The organism is Caldivirga sp., assembly GCF_023256255.1.
GTDB lineage: Archaea > Thermoproteota > Thermoprotei > Thermoproteales > Thermocladiaceae > Caldivirga.
On sequence record NZ_JAGDXD010000016.1, the window covers coordinates 1 to 19,894 of the forward strand.

Genomic DNA, 19,894 nt, shown 5'->3' on the forward strand with positions numbered 1-19,894 from the left:
CATTTATTGGTCCACCACAGTAATCACAGATAAGCCTAGGTAATGCGGTTACTGTTGAGGCTGGCTCTAACGCTACGTATACTGACTCCTTATCCTTAATATCATTGATTAGTTTAATTAGGTTGTTGAAGTCAGACGCTTTAACAATAACCATGTACCTACCGTCAATTAACCTATAGCATTCCCCCTCATGCCTCTTCCTAGTTACTATGAATGCCCTTGGGTAACCATGGGAAGCATCAATGGTGAATTTAACACCCTTAGCCCTTAAGGACTTAACCAGCCTTGATGCGGTAGCCTTACTGACGCCAATCCTGTTGGCTAATTCTGAAACACTTAACCTAGAGTCCTCGCTAAGCAGTGAAATAGCCTTCAACTCAATTTCCGTAAACCTTGAAAAATCGGAACCATCAACCATGCTTGCTCAGTGAAAATCTCTCTAATTAACCTTATTTCGCACCCACTGGTTCACTAACACATGGCTAAGCACGTTGATCCGGTATGTGGCATGGAGGTTGAGGATACTGTGCCATTTAAATCACTGTACAGGGGGAGGGTTTACTACTTCTGTTCACGTCATTGTAAGGAAGCCTTCGATAGGGAGCCTGAAAAGTACCTGAAGGAGGGGCCTAGGGGCATGCCTAATGCGTGACAATCCCCATGAGCAGTGGATTAAGGGAAATTAAGGTTGGGTTAAACTTCAGGGAAGGGACTAGGAGGGTTACGTTTAAGATAGTTGGAATGCACTGCGCCACCTGTAGCTTAACAGTCCAAAAAGCGCTCCTATCAGTACCTGGTGTATTGGCGGCTGACGTGAGCCTAGCTAATGATGAAGCTGTGGTTGTTGTTGACCCAGGTAAGGTTAATTACGCTGATTTACTTAATGCTGTTGAGAGGGCTGGTTACGACATATACCGGGAGGAGGCTACCATAGGTGTTAAGGGCCTTAGCCCTGGTGACGAGGTAAGCATACTTAGTGAATTTAGGATACCGGGGGTTTTCGACGTCAGGGTTAACCTAGCCTATAGTGAAGTTAAGGTGGTTTACAACCCCCTAGAGCTTAGTGAAGCTGGCTTAGTTAAGGTTATTGGGGACTTGGGCTTCAGGGTTACTTACGTTAAAACCGGGAGCAGCGGCTTTGATATTGATAGGAGGGCTGCTGAGGCTGATTTAAGGGACTTAAGGATTAGGCTACTGGTTTCTGCACCATTAACGTCAATAATAATGATAATGGTATGGGTTCTGCAACCCATGGGTATAATGCCCAGTAACCTAACCCTATGGATTGGGTTAGCCCTAGCCACTGTGGTTGAATTCTACCCAGGCTGGAGGTTCATAAGGGGTGCGTTAAGGGCCTTCAGTAACCGCACCGCCAACATGGACACTCTAGTAGCCTTAGGCACATTAACCGCATACATCTATAGCCTACTCTACGCACTACACGTAGTGGGTGGTGAGGCGTTTCTTGACTCCGGTCCAGCAGTAATAACCCTAATCCTACTGGGTCGTTGGCTTGAGGCTAAGGTTAGGCTTAGGGCAGCGTCAACAGTAAGGTCACTAGCCCAATTAATACCCGGTAAGGCAAGGGTCTTAACTAACAGGGGGGAAGTGGAGGTTAGCGTTAATGAGGTTAAGCCAGGTGATGCAATTATCATTAGGGCTGGGGAAACAATACCAGTGGATGGGGTAGTTAATGAGGGTGGTGGCCACGTTGATGAATCAACCATGACGGGAGAAGCTGAACCCAGGCTAAGGAAGCCAGGTGATGTTGTGTTAGCTGGCACTAGATTACTCGATGGTTACCTCATCATTAGGGCAACTAGAACTGGGGAGTTCAGGTTAATAGCTCAGATTGCTAAGTTGGCTAGGGAGGCCCAGGCAGCTAGGTTACCTATACAGTCAATTGTGGATAAGGTGTCAGCCTACTTCACCTGGGTTATCATAGCGGTAGCCGTAGCAACATTCACAGCCTGGCTTAGCCTAAGGGCACCACTCTACCTAGCGGTCCTGCACATGGCCTCCGTCCTAGTTGTGGCTTGCCCATGCGCCCTCGGCCTAGCCACACCCATGTCCATAATGGTTGGTGTGAATAGGGCTGCCCAGGAGGGGGTTTTGGTGAAGAGGGGTGAGGCCCTTGAGAAGCTTAATAGAGTCAGGGTTATTGCCTTCGATAAGACTGGAACACTCACTGAGGGTGAGCCAAGGGTTGTTAAGGCCATGATGGATAAGGAGCATTTAACATTAGCCGCATCAGCGGAATACCCATCTAGCCACCCATTAGCTAAAGCTATTGTTAAGTACGCTGAATCAGTGGGTGTTAAGCCAATTAACGTTAGTGAGTTTAACCAACTTGAGGGTATGGGGGTTATTGCGGTGGTTGAGGGTAAGAGTGTTGGAGTTGGTAATGCTAGGTTAATTGAGGGTATGGAGGCTAAGGTTAACCCTGAGTTTACGCGATTGGCGGAGACTATTGGAAGTGAAGGATACACACCACTCTTCGTGGTGGTTGATGGGGAAGTTAAGGGGATGATAGTGGTTGGTGACCCATTGAGAGCTAATGCCCCTGAGGTAATTAAGGAGATTAAGGAATTAGGCCTAAGAACAGTAATGATTACCGGTGATGCTGAGGGACCAGCGTATGCAGTGGCTAAGGTACTGGGTATTGATGAGGTTTACGCAGGCCTAATGCCTAGTGATAAGTCTAAGGTGGTTAGGGATCTTAAGGCTAAGTATGGTTCAGTGGCTGTGGTTGGAGATGGGGTAAATGACGCTGTTGCCCTTAATGAGGCAGACGTAGGCATAGCTATGGGTACAGGTAGTGACGTAGCTAAGGAAGCTGGGGATGCAGTGCTAGTTCTGGGTGAGCTTAAGGCTGTTCCAAGGCTCGTAAAATTGTCGAAGGCAGTTGTGAGTAACATTAAGTTCAACATAACTTACGCCTTCGCCTACAATACAGTACTGGTACCGGTGGCAGCTGGGCTAATACCCGGCTTAACCCTGAGACCAGAATTAGCAGGCTTGGCCATGGCGCTAAGTAGCTTAACGGTAACATTAAACGCCTATTCAATTAGGTTACGTAGGATTTAATGCTGAGATTAGGTATTTGCCTTCCCTGAATGTGACTCAGCATCCTTAATTATCCTCTCCAATGCATGCTCAGAGCCTTGCTTAAAATGATTAATAATCCAGCCCTTAACTGGTATTAACAATGGATGTAGCTCAATGTCCCAGTCACTAATTAGTTCACCGTCAGCAACATGGATCCTGTGGGTTCCTTTAAATGGTCCACTAATGAAATTAAACAACACTCCATCATTACTAACTTTAACGTAAGCATCACCGTGGTTTAATGGTCCATTGAAGGCGAATTTAATGTAGACATGTAGCGTGTCTTCACTTCTATCAATTATCTTCACTTCTCTATGTCCATGCCAGTACTTAGGGTAATCCTCAACATTAGATATTATACCTAAAACCACGTCCTTGGAGGCTTTTACACTTTTTCTAACAGTGAAATGCACCATGAGTTTAAGGAATCGTTAACCGCAGTTAATAACTTATTCGCGCTTCACTAAAATGCGCTAGGTGAGGTTAAGTATTATATATGATTAAGTTACCCTTAAGTTTATTGAACTAGTGTTCGGCCTTTATTGTGGTTGATGGTTGCTTTTCAGTTTCATTGCCCCTTCCCGTGCTGTCTACGGGGATGTGGGGGGTTCATTGGGTGCCTTCCCTAAGGCTTCACAGTGGCACTATCCAATTAAACATCACAATAAAAGCCTATAAACTTCATGATTACCTATAGCATTAAGAGAACTAAAAAATAACGAATAGCTACGTAAAAACGTTACAGACTCATGCCTTTTAACTAGGTTCATCAGTATTAACCCCTTGAAGACGCTCATATATATCTCAGCTGGTTCAGCTGAATGCAGTCTTAGTCTTTAATGTTCCTAGTATACATGGACCTCAATGGGCAAGTATAATCCTTAATGCCTTAGAACCCCGAAGTATTACTAAATCATGTGCTGGATTAATGAAGATGTCCTCATCTTTCAGTAATCTTAATTAGTAAAGTACCATTGGGTTCACGACGTCAGCTACAGCATGCACTGACGCTAATAGGGTATAGATTAACCTAAAGATATAGTAAGTGAGCTAAATTACCTAGCCATATTTAATACTGCGTACTTTACTATTGGGTCAGGAATTCTGTATTTATCATTCACTTCAATTAGAAAACCCATCTTCACAAGGTTCCTTAAATCCCTTGATAATGTTGCATTCGTTGGCCTTCTACCTGTCTTAGCCATTACATACCTTAGAATATCACTCCACTTGGCTTCCTCAAGTGTCGCTGTGGCTTCCATTATGTATTGGTAATACTGGCTTCTTGAGTATAATTCCTCAATTTCACTCTTGACCATGTTAATGCCTAATTCCTTAACCTCATCCAGGGCCTCTAAGCCTTTATCTAAGTATAACTTACCAAAGTAGGTTAACCAACCAACAATACCATCTAATTCATTCACTGCCTTTTCCCAAACATAATCCTCAACATTAGTATTTAACTCGGCGAATCCTCTTCTCAGGAAGTCAATGGACTTTTCCCTATTGAATGGCGTTAACTCCGCAGTGAAGAAGTATCTACCGTATAATTCTGAAGATGGATCATCAATACCAAGAAAATCATGCAGTAAGCCAACTTCACTACCAGTAAGAACTAGTGTTATGTTCCTGAGGTTATCATAAATGTAGGCCAATAGCGGCCTTAGGCCTGAGGTTGAGTACCTAAGGTATTGGGCTTCATCAAACACTATTATTATTCTTTTTCCAACATCATTTAACGCATCAAACACCCTCACTATATTATTTCTAGTCTCCGAAGGCCTTAACCTAATTCCAACAGAACCTAAGGATAAGTCTACATCCTTAATTAAGTCCTTAAGCCTCTCCTTAAAGCTTAACTTACCTAATGATGATTTAAGTTCATCGTAAATCCTTTCCACTGGTACCTTCTTTGAAACATTGTCATAAAGCTTCCTAACATCTATGAATAAGTAATCCATGCTTAGTGAATTCAATACGGAGAGGACTAAGCTTGATTTACCGATTCTCCTTAAGCCAAGAACTAGGATTAATCTCTCATTGATACCTTTCTTAAATCTCTCAATTTCAAGTTACCTATCGTAAAGTTCACTTAGTGATATCTTTGGTTCAGTGTTGAAGAGCAAGTATCACCCCCGATACTTAAACTTTATGTAATGTTAACCCATGCCGCTGACTCAGGGGAATTGTAGAATCAGTGGGCCCGCCGGGATTTGAACCCGGGACCTTCCGGTTATGAGCCGGACGCTCTACCATGCTGAGCTACGGGCCCTATAACCTATGGTTGCCTAAGACTTTTTAACTTTTACCTCAGGCGACTTTTTAAACCATTCCCTTAATTAAACAAGCCTCACCATTCAAGACCCATGACACCCACAATACCCTTATCATAGTAGTGCTTAATGGGCTTAAACTCAGTTACTAAGTCAGCTAACTCAAGGAATTCACTTGGTGCATTACGCCCTGTTAAAACAACGTTAACTTCATTGGGTAGTTTCCTTAAACCATCAATAACCTCACTGCTGGTCAATAATCCACCTTCAACCGCGTTGTTGACCTCATCTAGTATTAATAGGAATGGCTTAACCATTATGCTTCTTTCAATGGCCTTACTGAAGACATCCCGAGGGCTTCTCAACGCCTCCTCACTCATGTAATACACCTCAACCAGGTCACTCATCTTGAGTAATGCAGAGTACTCGCCAACCCACTGTCCCCTATAGATTAGGGTCTTCATAACATGCGCAACTATAGACTTCAATCCATGCCCATAAGCCCTCAGCACTAGACCCAATGCAGCAGTGGTCTTACCCTTACCATCACCAGTGTAGACTAGTATTAGACCCATAGATTAAGCATTGTACTTACGTAGTATAAAAACATTAAGATCCTGAAGCATTAAGCCCTATTTCCCATAAGTAATTGGCTCCTTGCCTCACTGATTCTTGAGTTTAACATACGTCAACTTCTGGGTGCTCAGTGAGTTTAAACCTAGTGGGTTTAACGACCCTCAATTATTGTAGAACACTCCATCGTCCCGTTAATGAGGGGGTAAGCTTAATAATGATGATTACGTTAAAATGCAGTATATTAACCTACTGTTTAGTGGGTTTTCCACCCTTAGTTGCTATGCCCTGCGCCTCCTTCCATGCTTCATATTCACTGGGTTCTATACTGGCCCAAATCTCCCCAAGGGTTACGTACTTTAAACCAGGCCTAGGCTTAAGCATTGAGCCTGGGATTACGTACACCTCCCTATTACTGTACTCGCTTGGTACACCCATGTATATTCTTATCCTTTTCAAGGCTATCTTACCCCTACTCCGCTTGTACGGAAGCATGCCCCTGATGATTCTCCTGAGGATCCTGTCTGGTCTCCTAGGCCACTTGGGGCCAACCTTCTCTGGATTATAATGGGTCCTGATTTCACTCATCCTCCTCTTAAACCAGTCAATGACCATGTTCCTATCACCGGTTATAACAGCATTCTCAGCGTTAATTATGATGACCCTCTTACCCTGCAGCGCTAACTTAGCAACAACTGTTGCTAATCTACCTGCAACGTGATTTGACGCATTAATCACTACCTCATTCTCCTTGGGTAATTCACCCTTATTAAGCACCTTGACCTCGCTCATAACTTAACCAAAGCACACTGGCAGGGGGCCTTTTAAATAATTTGCATCATTAATGCCTGACCCCAGTTAAGTTATTGTTTCGCCTTCAGGTAACGAAAAATTAATACTATACAGTGTGTTCAGTCCCTTTAATTGGGTTTATTCTAATTTATTAATTCAAGAAGTTAAACTAGGCATTAAAAGCTTAAATAACCCTTAGAGGAATATAAGCGTATTATGCTTAACTTCAGGAAGGGTCAAATGAGCGCTATTGAGGCCATAGTAGTGGTGGTTATTATTGCATTAGCAGTAGTAGTGTTCATTAGGTTATTCCCCAGTTACCTACCCACTGCAGGCAGTGAGATTAATACACTTCAACTTGATGCGATGGCTCAAAGCCTACTAAGCTACATAGTCACTAACCCAGGCAATCCAACGTACTGGGGCTTAAATGCGAGCCTAATGAGTGCTTTTGGCCTAGCCTCAACTGGGTCAGCCTACTCACTGGATCCATTTAAGGTTCTTCAACTAGTCTACTGGGATTACGCTAACAACGCCAGTGTTGCTGTGTCGCCAAGTAACCTTAGGGGTTACTGTAGTATTAGCCAGATAAATGGCGTGGGTTTTAAGCAGTTCCTAAGCCAATACGGTATCAGCTACGTTTCATTGAATTACCTATGGTTATTTACAGTTGGTTACCCAACCAATTGGGTAATTAGTTATAGCCAAGTTAAGCAACTGCTCGGCCTAGGTAATAGGTACGACTTTGTGATTATTATTCACCCACTCTACATGATAAGGGTGATTAATATGTCCTCAAGCATAGCGTACATTAAGGTTACCGACTACTCCACAGGTGCAGCAATACCTAATGCGACAGTTACAGTGCAGTACTTCATAGCATCATTAGCATCCAAGGGCAACAACTCAGTATTCTACCAAGGTTACTCCTCATCAATAACCAACTCCAATGGAGTGGCTTCAGTTAACTTACCTGCACCCTTTAATCCAAACAATTACTACTACATGGTTATTACAGCCCAGACGGCCGGGTTAAAGGACTACGCCTACTACCAATACCCCGCAGTCCAAATACCACTATTATTGGTGGGTATAATGCCATTAATTAACAGTAATGGCTACAGCGTAATATTCACTGACCCACATATATTCACTAATTGCCTACTAGGCGTGAGCTTAAGTAATCCAAGCCAATCTGCATTAGGCTTAAGGATAGTTGCAGTGTATAAGTCAATATACAACTTCACCACAATGAGCATAAACTTCACGTTTAACCCATCGGAAGGCAATAATAGTTACCCAGTGCCATGCAATTACCTTAGCGCTAGTAATACGCCGAACTACTCAGCATGCTACTGGAACCTACCCAGCACACCAATGCTCCTGCTTGTCTGGATACAGAGGAATAGCCAGGGAGAAAGCGGTTCAGTTCCATTAAGCCAATTACTCGTCATACCCCTAGGCTACAACCCAGACCTATATTTAGTTAATAGAACAATAATCTTCGGTTACCCGGTTAAGTACGCACCCACCGGTGTATCTAGGGCGTTAGTCTACATTGGTGATGCAGCCTACGTGATTAAGCTCTACCTATACTACAGGGGTAATGCCTTCAGTGGACTGGGGGTGAGTTAAATTGAGGGGTCAGGCTGTAATACTTATTGCACTAGTCATAGTCCTGGCCGCCTTAGCCCTAGCTGTAGTGTTCAGGGTTTTCGCAATGGCTCCCGCGTACGTTTACCAGAGGAGCATATACTACGTCTTTAAGTATAACCCACTCCTAGTGACTCAAGGCTTAACACTAAGCATGAATACTGCAGTAGATTCCTTCGCAATGAACTTCAGTAGATTCATGCTTAACTACGGTATAGCAATGTACCTTCACGTCTTGGCTGGGTGGACACCATTACCAACATCATTACTAAGCATGCTTCAACAGGAATTCAACCTAATAATCAACACTGCCTACGCACCAACAGGCCTAGCTGTGCCGGTTAAGCAGCCTAATTTCAACATGTCAATGTTCACCGACTTCTACGGTGCCCTAGGGGTACCTGGGTTAAGCATGATTTACACTGGGGGTAATGGTTCAGGTATTTACGTGGGTATTAATCAAACGTTCAACATGCCTACATTAGGTATCTATAACTTAACCCTAGCCAGTTCATTAAACCTAACAGGCGTATTAATTAAGCCAAGTTCATCAACATGCAATGCACAGCCAATCCTCACCCAGTACACGGCAACCTACTACTGCACTTATAACTTCACCCTGAATTCACCATCAGCCTATAGGTACATTTGCATTGGCCCAGGGGTCAATAAAACTGGGGGCACTAATTCAGCCTGGGCTTACTTAACCAGTGGTTCAGGAGTATATGGTGCAGTATTACTTTATCCAGTCGATGAACTAGATGCATCAGGTGGATTCAGAATAAGTGCATTATTTAGGATAACTAACCCAAGTAGCTTTAATATTGCCTTAAGTTTCCTAGACCCATACCCACCATCCAATGCATTCTCATTAACTGGGTACAGTATTGCTTGCTCACCAAGCTCTATTTCAAGTAATAAAATTACACTGCAATGTAATGTATACGCTGGTTCTAATCTAATTGCAAGTCCATCCGTTAAGTTATCATTACCATTGAATGCAATTAATGTTACCATCCAAGTAAGGAGCATTAGTGGGGGCCCATTCTCAAGTAACCCCACGGCTACTGCTAATTTCTACATTAATGGTTCATTACTAAGGAGTTTAACAATAAGCTTACCTTCATGGCATAGCGTATTTTCAAGCACCTTTAATGAGTATGCGTATGAGTTATATGGCCTAGATAGTTATACAAATTCACCACTGGGTTCATGGGTCACGGTCCTTAACCTAACCAATTCAAGGATAATGCAAGTCACAGTTAGGCTTAGGCAGAACTACACCCTTATAGTTAACCCAATAATAGCTGTTAGCCTAAATAATGCCCCAGCATTGGGTTCAACACTTAGTTTAGCCTATGTTAAGCCTGGCGTTGGCTTAAGGACACTTAACATTAGTTACGTTACGTGCAACATAACCTCAAACGCAATAATGTATGAGGTTAATTTAAGTAATGTGAACCCTAGTATTATTGGGTATCCTTATAGTCAATTACTTATCCTAGTTAATTATTCAGGAATATCACTAGTGATTAATCCATGGAACCCAAGCGCATTAAGAATATATGGAGTAAAGTATGGTGGTTACGTACCACGTGGCTACTCATCAACATCTATGGTGGGTTACTATATTCAAGTCTACAATACGGTTACCGGTTCCTTAACAAACATTGCATATTTATGGAATGGAGGGGTGCCAACTGTCTTAACAATATATGAGGGTACATCAGTAATGATTAACTATGGTTTTTTAACAACAATATACTTGGTTAATGTGTATCCTTCATTAAACGTGAACATATACCCTAGCATAGTTAGTTCACTTAAGTTATATTCATTTAATGAGGCGATTTATAATGTTCCCCCGGGATACCTCGCCCTTGATGAGACAGCACCATCATCTAATCTTAATCCAGGCCTTATAATTAGCTTCAAGTATCTACCTAGTCAAACACTACCAATAACCTACATTAATACGACAATCACCAACTGCGGTAATAACTTTGCACTACTACTGTATTATACCCCTGGTGTGGGGTATGTTTACTATGGTAATGGTGGTGGTCAATTATGTTAATGAGGGGTCAAGCCAGGTTAATTGAGGCCTTAGCAGCAGTAATAGTGATAATTGTGCTCCTCTCAATGCTTCCCCTGCTCTTTAAGTCACCCCTCACGCCGCTTAGGAGTCAGGTTCAGGTTAGCGTCAGCCAGTATGCCTACAATTCATTGTACACTCTGGTCACTAACCCATTATTCATAAATGCCCTCAGTAAGGGTAATTGGAGTGTTATACATTCACTGGCATCCGCCATAATTGGGCCTCAGTATAATTGGTTCATTGGGCTTGAACCCCTTTACAAAGCCTTAACCATAAGCTCATACAAGGTTACGCGCAGTTACGTAGCCTTAAACATAACCCTAGTACCAAGCCCAAGTACATACGGTGGTTACGCCTTAATTGACCTACCAGTCCTCCTAATTAATCAGGGCCTACCCCTCAGCTATAGGATAAACACCAGCGTACCTATGGCTAACGTATTCATGGTAGACAGTAGTGGTAAACCGGTTAACTGGTGGTTAATGAGTTATAATTACGTTACTGGGGATGCCTTAATCTGGGTGAACGCTAAGTCAAGTACATTATCAATCATTGTCTCAAGGAATGGTTCTGTCCCATATAACCCAGTACTAGGCCAATACTGCAGTAACCCCTACTGTCCACCCTACGGTGGTTTAAGTTCATTCATGGCTAATGCGCTTAATTTACCAGTAACCAGCTACAATAATGGAGTAAACGTGCTTACTAGCCAATACGGCTTAAACCAGTACTGGTGGTTTAATGGGTACACAGTCGTATGCGCTGGTTACTACTCATTATCAAGTAATGTACTTACATTTAATGTTCCTCAATCATCATCAGCATCATGCAGGTTAATTAACCCATTAAACACGGGAATATACACAACCTTAATTGGGCAATTGATAAGTGTAATACCTGGGTCAACATTAAGCATAGGCTTAAATTACCTGGTTACAGTGTATAATGGGTCAAGTAGCTATACGGTTCCCATACCTGTCGTATTAAGCTTAACGTATTATATCAATGGAACGGTTAATTATTCATTATACGTTAATGGCCAATCCGTTTACAGTGGCAATGGGCAATACGTGTACTTATTCATGGTAACCCTACAGCCTGTGGTTAACCCAGGGGTATGTAGTAATGGTTACTCATTGTACTTTACATTAAAGGAATCGGTAGACATCTATGATTACGTCTCAATGACCCATAAGCTAATAAGCGGCCTATACCAATCGCAATGCCTACCCCTCACATACAATGGTGTAGCCTCTGCATCAATTACAATTACTGGGGTAACCTTAACATTAAGTTCCCCATCTCAACCCGGTGTGAATTACGCCTATAATTCTACAGTGAAGATTTATGATTTAACCACTACACCGCAGGCCACTTCAGCTGTAGTTACGGGGACTTACTTCAACTATGCGATAACTAGTAATGTTATTCCACGGAATTACGCATACAGTATTCCTGGGCTACTGTTCACTCCAACGGCCGGCGCATTCACTGTTATTACGTTACCTAATGGGACATATTATTTAATTGCCCTAGAGATACAGGAGGTGAGTGGTGGCTAATGCCTAGGGTTGGTCAATCTAACATCATTGGGACTGTTATATTAATTGCTGCTGTCTTAGCCATATCATCAGTCTTCCTAATGTACGCGATGGGTAATTTCAATAGGGCTGCTGCGTCAGCAGCATTGTCCCAGGTTGAATCCTTCCTAACGAATGTTGCAGATGATGTTGAGGCGTCAATGTATGTCCCCGGGACAGTGCTTGTGTACCCAGTACCATCGACTGGTTATGGTTCATTCAACTTGATTAATAGGTACTGTAATTACACAATTAAGGGTTACGGTAACTTCACCAGCGGCGCTGTTGTCTACGGTATTCCACCCGGCTTATTATCATACCCAGTTAACTTCATTAATGTAATTAGGGGTGGTTATGGTAATGGGTTACCAAGCACCACCATTGACAACCCTATTGTTAATAATTCAGCTGCACCACTAGTGTCAATAGTTCAATTCGGCTACGGTAAGGTTCTTAATGTGAATTATGGCACTTACCTAGTCGTCTTCCCAAGGGTTATGATTGTTGAGAATCAACCAACCGCCTACGTTTACGTTCCAGTGTTTAATACGGTGGTTAACCCATCCTTAAGCTCTAGGGGTACTTTAATAATTAACGTAACTAGCGTTAAGTCCACAATAGTCTCACTGCCAAGTGGCTCATCAGTAACGGTAAGTGGACTCTGCGGCGGTGGCTTAGGTGGATTAATTACTGTCAGTAATCTTAACAGTATTGACATTATTGTGATTAACATGACTGTGACCTACAGGTGATGCTATGGATGTAATAGGTTACGTCATAATAACGGTTGCCTTAATCACCATTGCGGGATTAATGTACTACTACGTTAACTACTACATAACCTACAACATGCTTAACGTTGCATCTTACCTGGAGTCACTAATATATAATGCTATCATTCATGAGTTTCAAACGGCCGTTGCCCTAGCGTCCCTAAGCCAAGTCACTGGTTCATTCCAATACCAGTTAACGCTACCAACAGCAACTTTACCTGGTCAGGGGATTTCACTATACTACACTATTACACTGTATCCAGGTTACTTAAGTAACGGTGATGTGGGGTTATTCCTCAACATTACCGTTAAATTATCCTCAAGCAGCATTAGCCTTAGTTTTAGGAAAAATGGATTAGCGGTATTATCATCCCAGCAGCCTGTTGTGATAGATGCCTTAAACTGCATCAACTCCTCAACCCCAGTCACGTTAATTAACCCTAACTGGGGCACGTTACCGAACCCACCACCGTCATGTACGTGGAGTAGTTCACTTGTAATGAATGGTTTAGCCTATCTTAATATTACTAAGGCTGGTTAAGTGAAGAACCTCTGCTTAACCTCCTCCTTCTCGGCATTGTAGAGCTTAGTTATGAAGTCATTGAAGTCCTCCGACCCATCTGATGATAGGAATTCCTCAGCCCTACGTAGGCTTATCCTACTGGCTATGGCCATTAACCCCCTCCAACCATACTTAGTAACTAATTCACTTGCCTTCACCAGTCTCTCATAGTCATCACCATTACCCCTCTTAACTATTGCCGTAACCTTATCAGGCTCCATCTTTGATGCAGTCAACTTAACTGAACCGCACCTGGGGCATTTTAAGTCCTTAATCAAGTCCTTAACCTTACCAATGTAGACGTTACCGCATTCAAGGCATGCTAGGGTTAATGGTTCATTAAGTAGCCTAGCCTTCACGCTCTCTATTATTAACCTATCCAGCCTCTCAGGGGCAATCACCTCAAGCCTACTACTCGCCTTACTGAGTATCTCCCTAGCCATTGGACTGAACTCGCTTCCCTCAATTACAGTTACTTTAATTGACCCATCTAGAATTGACTTAAGAACCCTCACTGCCCCATCAACATCAAGGTCACTTGTTATGAATTCCCTTAAAGCCTCAACGTAGACTGGCGTATCCTCAAGGGCCTGTATTAGGTTTGTTAAGCTAATGTCTGAGACTGACTTATCACTCTTAATTACATTAAACCTCCTAGCCACGTGAACTATCTTCCTCTTGAATAAGCCAGTCTCAAGGGCTATCCTCTTAACGTACTGGAGGAACTCACTCATGTTTAAGTTAGCTAACGCGTTCAGTGACTCAATTATGATGCTTGACTCAACCTTGCCGGGTAATTGAAGTATTATTGCGTATGGGTCCTGTTGAACCCTCACCGGTAAACCGAGGGCATGCGTCATGTAGCTGGCTAATAGTCTTGATAAGGTCCTGTTGACCAATGTACCGAAGCTGGCGTGTATAACCACTAATTCACCCACCCTCTCAATAATTATTGAGTCATCAGTTGGCACAAAGCCGTACTTCAACTGTTCCTTAATGGTCGACACTATGTACTTGACTGTACGCCTAGATACGCCTAACTCCTTAGTTAACCTACTAATTAAAGCATCCTCACTAGTGCCGTTCCTTAACTCACTCATTATGGTCTTCTTTAACCTACCGACGTCCTGGGCAATCTCAAAGGGGACAGGTATCTCCTCCCCAATCCATGATGGTATGGCGCCCACCGGGTCCTTCGCTGGCTCAACGTATATTATATCATCCTTAATTGACCTAAGAATCCACACGTTACCCCTGAAGACGAACTTTATTCCTGGCTCCCCGTACTCAGCCATGAACGCTTCATCAAGTACACCAACCGCCTCACCTGTATCAACCCTAGTTACCAGGTACTGCTTCTCCTCAGGTATCATTGATAAGTTACTGAAGAAGTATTCCCTAAGCTCAATCCTTGACCTGGGGTTCCTTGGCTTTAGAACAACACCCTCATCCTCAATGAAGTAGATGAGCCTAGGCCTAAGGCCCTCACTCATGAACCTAAGCACAGCGATTAATTCATCCCTAGTTAAGTTCCTGTAGGGGTAGGCGCCTTTAACTATGTTGAATATTTCATCAACAGTCCACCTGGGCTTCATGAGTATTAGTGACACTACCTGATTAAATAGAACGTCATAAGGCTTCTCAGGGGGCTTGGTTGGTTCAAGCCAACCTGCCCTAGCCCTATTGATTATGGCCACCGCCTCCAAGGTGTCGTTAATGTCCTCCGTTATTATAATGCCCCTAGGCACCTTATCAAGCCTATGCCCACTCCTCCCAACCCTTTGAACAAGCCTGGTTACTTGATGTGGTGAAACGTATTGAATAACCTGGTCAACGTGACCAATGTCAATACCCAACTCCAGGCTTGAGGTAGCTACAACAGCCTTAAGCCTACCACCCCTAAGCATCTCCTCAGTGTTAAGCCTATTAACCCTTGATAATGAGCTATGGTGTATTGATACTGGGTAGGTTGGGTTAATCATGAGGATCCTTGAGGTCAGTAACTCAGCCATTGACCTAGTATTAACGAACACTATGGATGACTTATCAGCATCATCAATCAACCTCATGACGTACAGTAACCTTGCTAATGCATCATTGTGAAAGAGCTCATCAACATTAACCCCATTCACCATCATGTACCTAGCCTTGAGTTCATTAATGTCAGCGCTGCTCAGTGATGCGGCTGGGTTAACTACATCGAATTGGTAATTCCTAGTGAAGGATAGGTTAATTACCTCGCAATCCTCATCATTACCCACTAGGAACCTAGCCACCTCATTAGGGGAACCCACTGATGCTGATAAGCCAATTACCTGGAATTTCCCAGCTAGGGCCTTAAGCTTCTGGAGGCCGATGGATAATTGACTCCCCCTCTTGTCCTCGACTAATTCATGAACCTCATCAACAATAACCCACTTAACCTTAGATATGTGTTCCCTAAGCCTACTACCAATGAAGAGTATTTGAAGAGTCTCAGGGGTGGTTATGAGTAGTTGAGGCGGGTTCCTACTCTGCCTAGCCCTCTCATTCTTATCAGTGTCACCATGCCTAACAGCCACAGTTAACCCAACCCCACTAGCCCACCACTCAATCCTCCTCAGTAAGTCCCTGTTAAGGGCCCTGAGGGGGGTTATGTAGAGTATGTAAATGCCCCTTGGCTTATCCTGCGGCATACTTAGGAACATTGATAAGACAGGCAGCAGCGCAGCCTCAGTTTTACCACTACCAGTTGGGGCTATTAATAGAGTGTTCCTACCGCTCAATATAACTGGAATTGCCTTAAGCTGGGGTTCCGTTAATTCCCTGAAACCCCTCTTAACCACTAATTCCTTAACCATGGGATGAAGCATGCTTAATACATCATTATGCATTATTACTGCTAACAATGTGCATAACCCCTTATAAAAGTTTCCACGGTATGAATGAAGAATCATGAAGCCAAGTCATTTAGTGTAAGGCAACTGCAACAAGTTAATCATTGTTTGCGTGGAGTAATATTTTTAAGTTCACGATACAGCACCTGCTGATGAAATATAGGCTAATGGATATTTTAGCGTGCCCATATGATAAAACGTTTCCACTAACGCTAGTAGTATTTGAAGAGAAGACTTACCCTGAAAGAACATACAGTGGTAGGGTACCCTTCTGTGAATTATACTGCTCCTTCAGGAGAATGAACATTAAGGACATGAGTAACCCAAGCCAGGAAGCCCCCTGCGGTGAGTGCATTAAGCATGAGGTTGTTAACGGCATACTATACTGCCCAACGTGCGGCAGATGGTACCCGATAAAGGATGAGATACCTATACTTCTCCCAGATGAACTGAGGAATAAGAAGGAGGATGAGGAGTTCCTGGATAAGTTTAAGGATAAGATAAGGGAATTAGCACCTGACGTAGCATCAAAGATACTTAAACAAACCACGTGACGCGTTAACCCACTTTACCTAAACGTTTACCCAACATTATTGGTCTAAATCATGCTGACCCATTGGGATCCATGAGGTGTTTTCACATTGATAATCATAATCATGCGGGGAAGGTGCAAAACCTTAATAATAACTTAAGCGATTCTGAAAAGCGAAATGAGTGCTAAATCCAGTGAGGCTATTGTTGAATTAATAAGGAGGGAGTTCAGTGAGGACTCTGAACTGGTGTTAAGCCTATATAAGGCGTATAGGGAAAGGGGCGTTAAGGGGGTTAGGGAAGAGTTAAACACTATGCTTAGTAAATACGGGATTAAGTTATGAGTAGTCGTTTAACAATAGATTCAGTGGAGTTGGAGGGATTTAGGGTATTTAAGGGTAGAGTTACGTTCAATTTCATCGAAGGCTTAAACGTGATTCACGGGCCAATAGGTTCAGGTAAGTCAAGCATAATTCAAGCCATTGAGTTCGCCCTATACGGTAATCAATTAGAGGCCAGGGAGAGGGTGGCTAGGTTAAGTGACTTAATTAACGAGGACTCTAACGAGGCTACTGTAGCTCTAAGGCTAGGCGGTAATCTGATAGTGAGGAGGCTGATGCGTAAGGGTAACTCAACATACCAGACCTTAACCCTTAATGGTAATCAATCAACCGATGATTACTTAATCACCCTGCTGGGGGTTGATGATGATGATTTCGAGAGGTTCATACTGGTTAGCCACAAGACCCTTGAGGACCTAGTCTATGGGCCGGTTAGGAGGAGGACACTGGCTATAGATAGGCTATTCGGGTTAGAGTTCCTCGAGGTCTTGGGCAGCGTATTACCGGTTAGGCAGGTTAGCGAGGCCATAGACGTTAGGAAGCAGAGGTTAGCCAGTATAAGGGAGGCTGAGGATCTACTACGGAAATACGGCTCAATTAAGGCAGCCCTAGATAAGAGGAGTAGCTTAGCCACTGAGATAGAGGGCATTAGGGAGCAGGTTAAGGCCATTTCATCAGCCTACGTTGAGTTAGCCAATAGGAGGTCAAGGTACGTTGAGGCAATTAAGAGGGTTGAGGAACAGTACACCAGGTACCTGTATGTTAGGGAGCGGTTGAGGCAGCTTGAGGAGGAGTTGAGGAACGTTAAGGGTGAGGATTATGGTGAGGTATTGATTAAGGGTAGCCTAGAGGTGATTAGACGCATGTTGATTCCAAGGCTTGAATCAGTGATGCTTCAGGAATTAAGTGAAAGGCTTGAGAAGGCTAACACCATTGATGAGCTACTGGAGTTAAGCTACAGTGGGGTTAACGCCCTGGAGGGTAAGGTTAAGGAACTTGAGGAGGAGTTGGAGGTTATGAGGAGGAGTAGGGATGATTTAGGCAGGCTAATAGATAGGACTAGGGGGGAGTTAAGTTCACTAATGGAGAGGCTCAGCGTTATTGAGGATGCGGCCAAGCAGTATGCCGAGTACGTTAAGAAGTATGGTGATTTAGGTAAGGTTAAGGCTGAGTTAGAATCCGCTAGAAGTGAGTATAATGAAATAGAGACCGTGGTTAAGGTTAAGGCCTCAGCCCTTGAGATTCTTAACTACTTGATAAGGGAGATTGAACTACACGGTGAGGCAACATGCCCAGTCCACGGCTTTAAGGTAACGCGGGATAGGCTCAGTGAACTTAAGGATAGGGCCAATAATCTGCAGAGGGAGTTAAGTGAATTAAGGATTATTGACGTTAAGAGTAGGGTTAATGAACTCGAGAGGGTTGCAGTGGAGATGGAGGGGTTGTATGCGCAGTACGTTCAGTACCAGGAATTACTGAGTAAGGTTGATGAGTATAAGGCTCAGTTGAACCAATACCTCGATAAGCTTCAGAAGCTGGAGAGGGCTATGGCTGATCTTGAGAAGAGGATTAAGGACTTCAGGAGCATCATTGAGCTAGCCCACAAGAGGCTTGAGGAGGCTGAGAGGAGGTACTTAATCTACAGGAAGATTAAGGAGAGGGATGCCTTGAGGCTTGAGGAGAACAGCCTACTTAATGAGCTTAAGGGAAGCGGCATAAACCTTGATGAGGTAGTGAGCATTGACGAGGCCTTAAGGGATATGGAGAAGCGTATGGATGAATTAAGGAGGAGGCTCGAGGAAGCAACCTCAGAATACATGCAGTTGGACACCGTATTATCGAGGATAAGCCACGAGAACATTGATGTTGAGAAGACTCTCAGTGAAATTAAGGAACTTGAGGAGATTAACGGTAGGTTCCAACGCATACTCAATAGGCTTAATGAAGTTCAAGGCAAGGTTAGGGGTGACGTAGTTAACATAATTCAATCAAAGGTTATTGACTTATTTAAGCAGCTATACCCGTACAGCGACTTAGAGGGAATAACAGTTAAACTTCAGCATAGGAAAGGTAAGGGAAGCGATTACGTACTTTACGCGCTCAGGGGAGGCAGGGATGTTCCAGTATCAAGGCTTAGTGATGGGCAGAGATTAACATTAGCTCAATCATTCGTACTAGCAGTGTATAGGCTAATGCAGCATAACTTAGGCTTCATACTTATGGATGAACCAATCCCCTACGTTGATGTTAACGCTAAGAGGGCCTTCTCCGAAACCATTACAAAGGCCATAAGTGAGGGTATGATTAAGCAGGTTATATTAGCAACACAGGACGATACACTACTGGAAGCGTTAATTAAAAGCTCAGAGGACAGTAAAGTGAGGAGCAATGTGATTAAGCTTCAACGCCCTAAGTGAAGGCAGGAATCCTAACTCTCCCCATTATTCCCTAACTGACCTCCTCCTCGTCTTGATGGGTGTGGTTTTTCTTTGGGTAGTTTATCATCTTCATTCTCATTGTTTCATTGCTCCGCTCGTTCAGTGGTGGGCTATGGGGCTTGGCCTTAAGCCAATTACCCCTACCCCTCACTGGGCTCCCAGATCCTTGGGACTTAGGGATGCCCTTTGCGGGGCTGTGTAACTAGTGGTGTGTCCCCACGCCCAACACCTAAGGCACTTCAAAACTTAAAACTAACCCCACCCTAAAGGGCGAAGCTTGACATTCATATTGTCAC

At 43.5% G+C, this 19,894-nt stretch carries 16 protein-coding genes and 1 tRNA gene; 10 read left to right on the forward strand and 7 right to left on the reverse strand.

Annotated elements, in window-relative coordinates:
• The coding region (locus tag Q0C29_RS02645; protein WP_291999113.1) for a winged helix-turn-helix transcriptional regulator at window positions 1-418 on the reverse strand (418 nt) is incomplete at its 3' end.
• Window positions 419-478: 60 nt separating this feature from the next.
• Here Q0C29_RS02645 and Q0C29_RS02650 point away from each other — a divergent pair.
• Window positions 479-652, forward strand: a complete 174-nt coding sequence (locus Q0C29_RS02650; protein WP_291999114.1) for a YHS domain-containing protein — start codon at window positions 479-481, stop codon at window positions 650-652.
• 8 nt (window positions 653-660) lie between these two features.
• Window positions 661-3,087 carry a heavy metal translocating P-type ATPase gene (locus Q0C29_RS02655; RefSeq protein WP_291999115.1) on the forward strand — a complete coding sequence of 809 codons (2,427 nt, stop codon included), beginning with the start codon at window positions 661-663 and terminating at the stop codon, window positions 3,085-3,087.
• A gap of 8 nt (window positions 3,088-3,095) precedes the next feature.
• Here Q0C29_RS02655 and Q0C29_RS02660 read toward each other — a convergent pair whose 3' ends face one another.
• The 5 genes from Q0C29_RS02660 to Q0C29_RS02680 form a co-directional block, all read right to left on the reverse strand.
• Window positions 3,096-3,524, reverse strand: coding sequence for an SRPBCC family protein (locus Q0C29_RS02660; protein ID WP_291999116.1), 429 nt, complete (start codon window positions 3,522-3,524; stop codon window positions 3,096-3,098).
• Between the two features lie 639 nt (window positions 3,525-4,163).
• Complete coding sequence (locus tag Q0C29_RS02665) at window positions 4,164-5,174, reverse strand: ATP-binding protein (RefSeq protein ID WP_367173604.1); 1,011 nt, start codon at window positions 5,172-5,174, stop codon at window positions 4,164-4,166.
• 132 nt (window positions 5,175-5,306) lie between these two features.
• Window positions 5,307-5,380: transfer RNA gene (locus tag Q0C29_RS02670), tRNA-Met, on the reverse strand.
• A 78-nt stretch (window positions 5,381-5,458) separates the two neighbouring features.
• Complete coding sequence (locus Q0C29_RS02675) at window positions 5,459-5,956, reverse strand: cob(I)yrinic acid a,c-diamide adenosyltransferase (RefSeq protein WP_291999117.1); 498 nt, start codon at window positions 5,954-5,956, stop codon at window positions 5,459-5,461.
• 247 nt (window positions 5,957-6,203) lie between these two features.
• Complete coding sequence (locus tag Q0C29_RS02680; RefSeq protein WP_291999118.1) at window positions 6,204-6,746, reverse strand: 50S ribosomal protein L13; 543 nt, start codon at window positions 6,744-6,746, stop codon at window positions 6,204-6,206.
• A 216-nt stretch (window positions 6,747-6,962) separates the two neighbouring features.
• Here Q0C29_RS02680 and Q0C29_RS02685 point away from each other — a divergent pair, with 216 nt between their 5' ends.
• Genes Q0C29_RS02685 through Q0C29_RS02705 form a run of 5 tightly spaced genes read left to right on the forward strand, consistent with a single transcriptional unit; the run spans window position 6,963 to window position 13,391 of the window.
• Complete coding sequence (locus Q0C29_RS02685) at window positions 6,963-8,381, forward strand: Ig-like domain-containing protein (protein ID WP_291999119.1); 1,419 nt, start codon at window positions 6,963-6,965, stop codon at window positions 8,379-8,381.
• 1 nt (window position 8,382) lies between these two features.
• The gene (locus Q0C29_RS02690; protein ID WP_291999120.1) at window positions 8,383-10,476 is read left to right on the forward strand and encodes a hypothetical protein; all 2,094 of its coding nucleotides are present in this window, start codon (window positions 8,383-8,385) and stop codon (window positions 10,474-10,476) included.
• On the forward strand, window positions 10,470-12,059 hold the full coding sequence (locus Q0C29_RS02695) for a hypothetical protein (RefSeq protein WP_291999121.1): 1,590 nt from the start codon (window positions 10,470-10,472) through the stop codon (window positions 12,057-12,059). The genes Q0C29_RS02690 and Q0C29_RS02695 overlap by 7 nt, the downstream gene beginning before the upstream one ends.
• Window positions 12,059-12,829 (forward strand): hypothetical protein, encoded by a 771-nt coding sequence (locus tag Q0C29_RS02700; protein ID WP_291999122.1) that lies wholly within the window; start codon window positions 12,059-12,061, stop codon window positions 12,827-12,829. Before Q0C29_RS02695 ends, Q0C29_RS02700 begins: the two co-directional genes overlap by 1 nt.
• A gap of 4 nt (window positions 12,830-12,833) precedes the next feature.
• Window positions 12,834-13,391, forward strand: coding sequence for a hypothetical protein (locus Q0C29_RS02705; RefSeq protein ID WP_291999123.1), 558 nt, complete (start codon window positions 12,834-12,836; stop codon window positions 13,389-13,391).
• Here the strand turns inward: Q0C29_RS02705 and Q0C29_RS02710 are convergent.
• A complete protein-coding gene (locus Q0C29_RS02710) occupies window positions 13,388-16,285 on the reverse strand; it encodes a DEAD/DEAH box helicase (RefSeq protein WP_291999124.1) in 2,898 nt (965 codons plus the stop codon). The two genes, Q0C29_RS02705 and Q0C29_RS02710, sit on opposite strands and share 4 nt — an antisense overlap.
• A gap of 155 nt (window positions 16,286-16,440) precedes the next feature.
• On the opposite strand from Q0C29_RS02710, the gene Q0C29_RS02715 reads away from it, so the two are divergent.
• The 3 genes from Q0C29_RS02715 to Q0C29_RS02725 all read left to right on the forward strand — a co-directional run bounded on the left by Q0C29_RS02715 (window position 16,441) and on the right by Q0C29_RS02725 (window position 19,577).
• Window positions 16,441-16,842: a Trm112 family protein gene (locus Q0C29_RS02715; protein WP_291999125.1), complete on the forward strand. Its 402-nt coding sequence runs from the start codon at window positions 16,441-16,443 to the stop codon at window positions 16,840-16,842.
• A 156-nt stretch (window positions 16,843-16,998) separates the two neighbouring features.
• The gene (locus Q0C29_RS02720) at window positions 16,999-17,163 is read left to right on the forward strand and encodes a hypothetical protein (protein WP_291999126.1); all 165 of its coding nucleotides are present in this window, start codon (window positions 16,999-17,001) and stop codon (window positions 17,161-17,163) included.
• On the forward strand, window positions 17,160-19,577 hold the full coding sequence (locus tag Q0C29_RS02725; RefSeq protein WP_291999127.1) for an SMC family ATPase: 2,418 nt from the start codon (window positions 17,160-17,162) through the stop codon (window positions 19,575-19,577). Before Q0C29_RS02720 ends, Q0C29_RS02725 begins: the two co-directional genes overlap by 4 nt.
• The last annotated feature ends 317 nt before the right edge of the window (window positions 19,578-19,894 follow it).

Bases quoted from the DNA above. Each gene is read 5' to 3' on its own strand.
- Q0C29_RS02650 (WP_291999114.1), top strand. From the start codon at position 479: ATGGCTAAGCACGTTGATCCGGTATGTGGCATGGAGGTTGAGGATACT.
- Q0C29_RS02655 (WP_291999115.1), top strand. From the start codon at position 661: ATGAGCAGTGGATTAAGGGAAATTAAGGTTGGGTTAAACTTCAGGGAA.
- Q0C29_RS02660 (WP_291999116.1), bottom strand. From the start codon at position 3,524: ATGGTGCATTTCACTGTTAGAAAAAGTGTAAAAGCCTCCAAGGACGTG.
- Q0C29_RS02675 (WP_291999117.1), bottom strand. From the start codon at position 5,956: ATGGGTCTAATACTAGTCTACACTGGTGATGGTAAGGGTAAGACCACT.
- Q0C29_RS02680 (WP_291999118.1), bottom strand. From the start codon at position 6,746: ATGAGCGAGGTCAAGGTGCTTAATAAGGGTGAATTACCCAAGGAGAAT.
- Q0C29_RS02685 (WP_291999119.1), top strand. From the start codon at position 6,963: ATGCTTAACTTCAGGAAGGGTCAAATGAGCGCTATTGAGGCCATAGTA.
- Q0C29_RS02695 (WP_291999121.1), top strand. From the start codon at position 10,470: ATGTTAATGAGGGGTCAAGCCAGGTTAATTGAGGCCTTAGCAGCAGTA.
- Q0C29_RS02700 (WP_291999122.1), top strand. From the start codon at position 12,059: ATGCCTAGGGTTGGTCAATCTAACATCATTGGGACTGTTATATTAATT.
- Q0C29_RS02705 (WP_291999123.1), top strand. From the start codon at position 12,834: ATGGATGTAATAGGTTACGTCATAATAACGGTTGCCTTAATCACCATT.
- Q0C29_RS02710 (WP_291999124.1), bottom strand. From the start codon at position 16,285: ATGCATAATGATGTATTAAGCATGCTTCATCCCATGGTTAAGGAATTA.
- Q0C29_RS02715 (WP_291999125.1), top strand. From the start codon at position 16,441: ATGAAATATAGGCTAATGGATATTTTAGCGTGCCCATATGATAAAACG.
- Q0C29_RS02720 (WP_291999126.1), top strand. From the start codon at position 16,999: ATGAGTGCTAAATCCAGTGAGGCTATTGTTGAATTAATAAGGAGGGAG.
- Q0C29_RS02725 (WP_291999127.1), top strand. From the start codon at position 17,160: ATGAGTAGTCGTTTAACAATAGATTCAGTGGAGTTGGAGGGATTTAGG.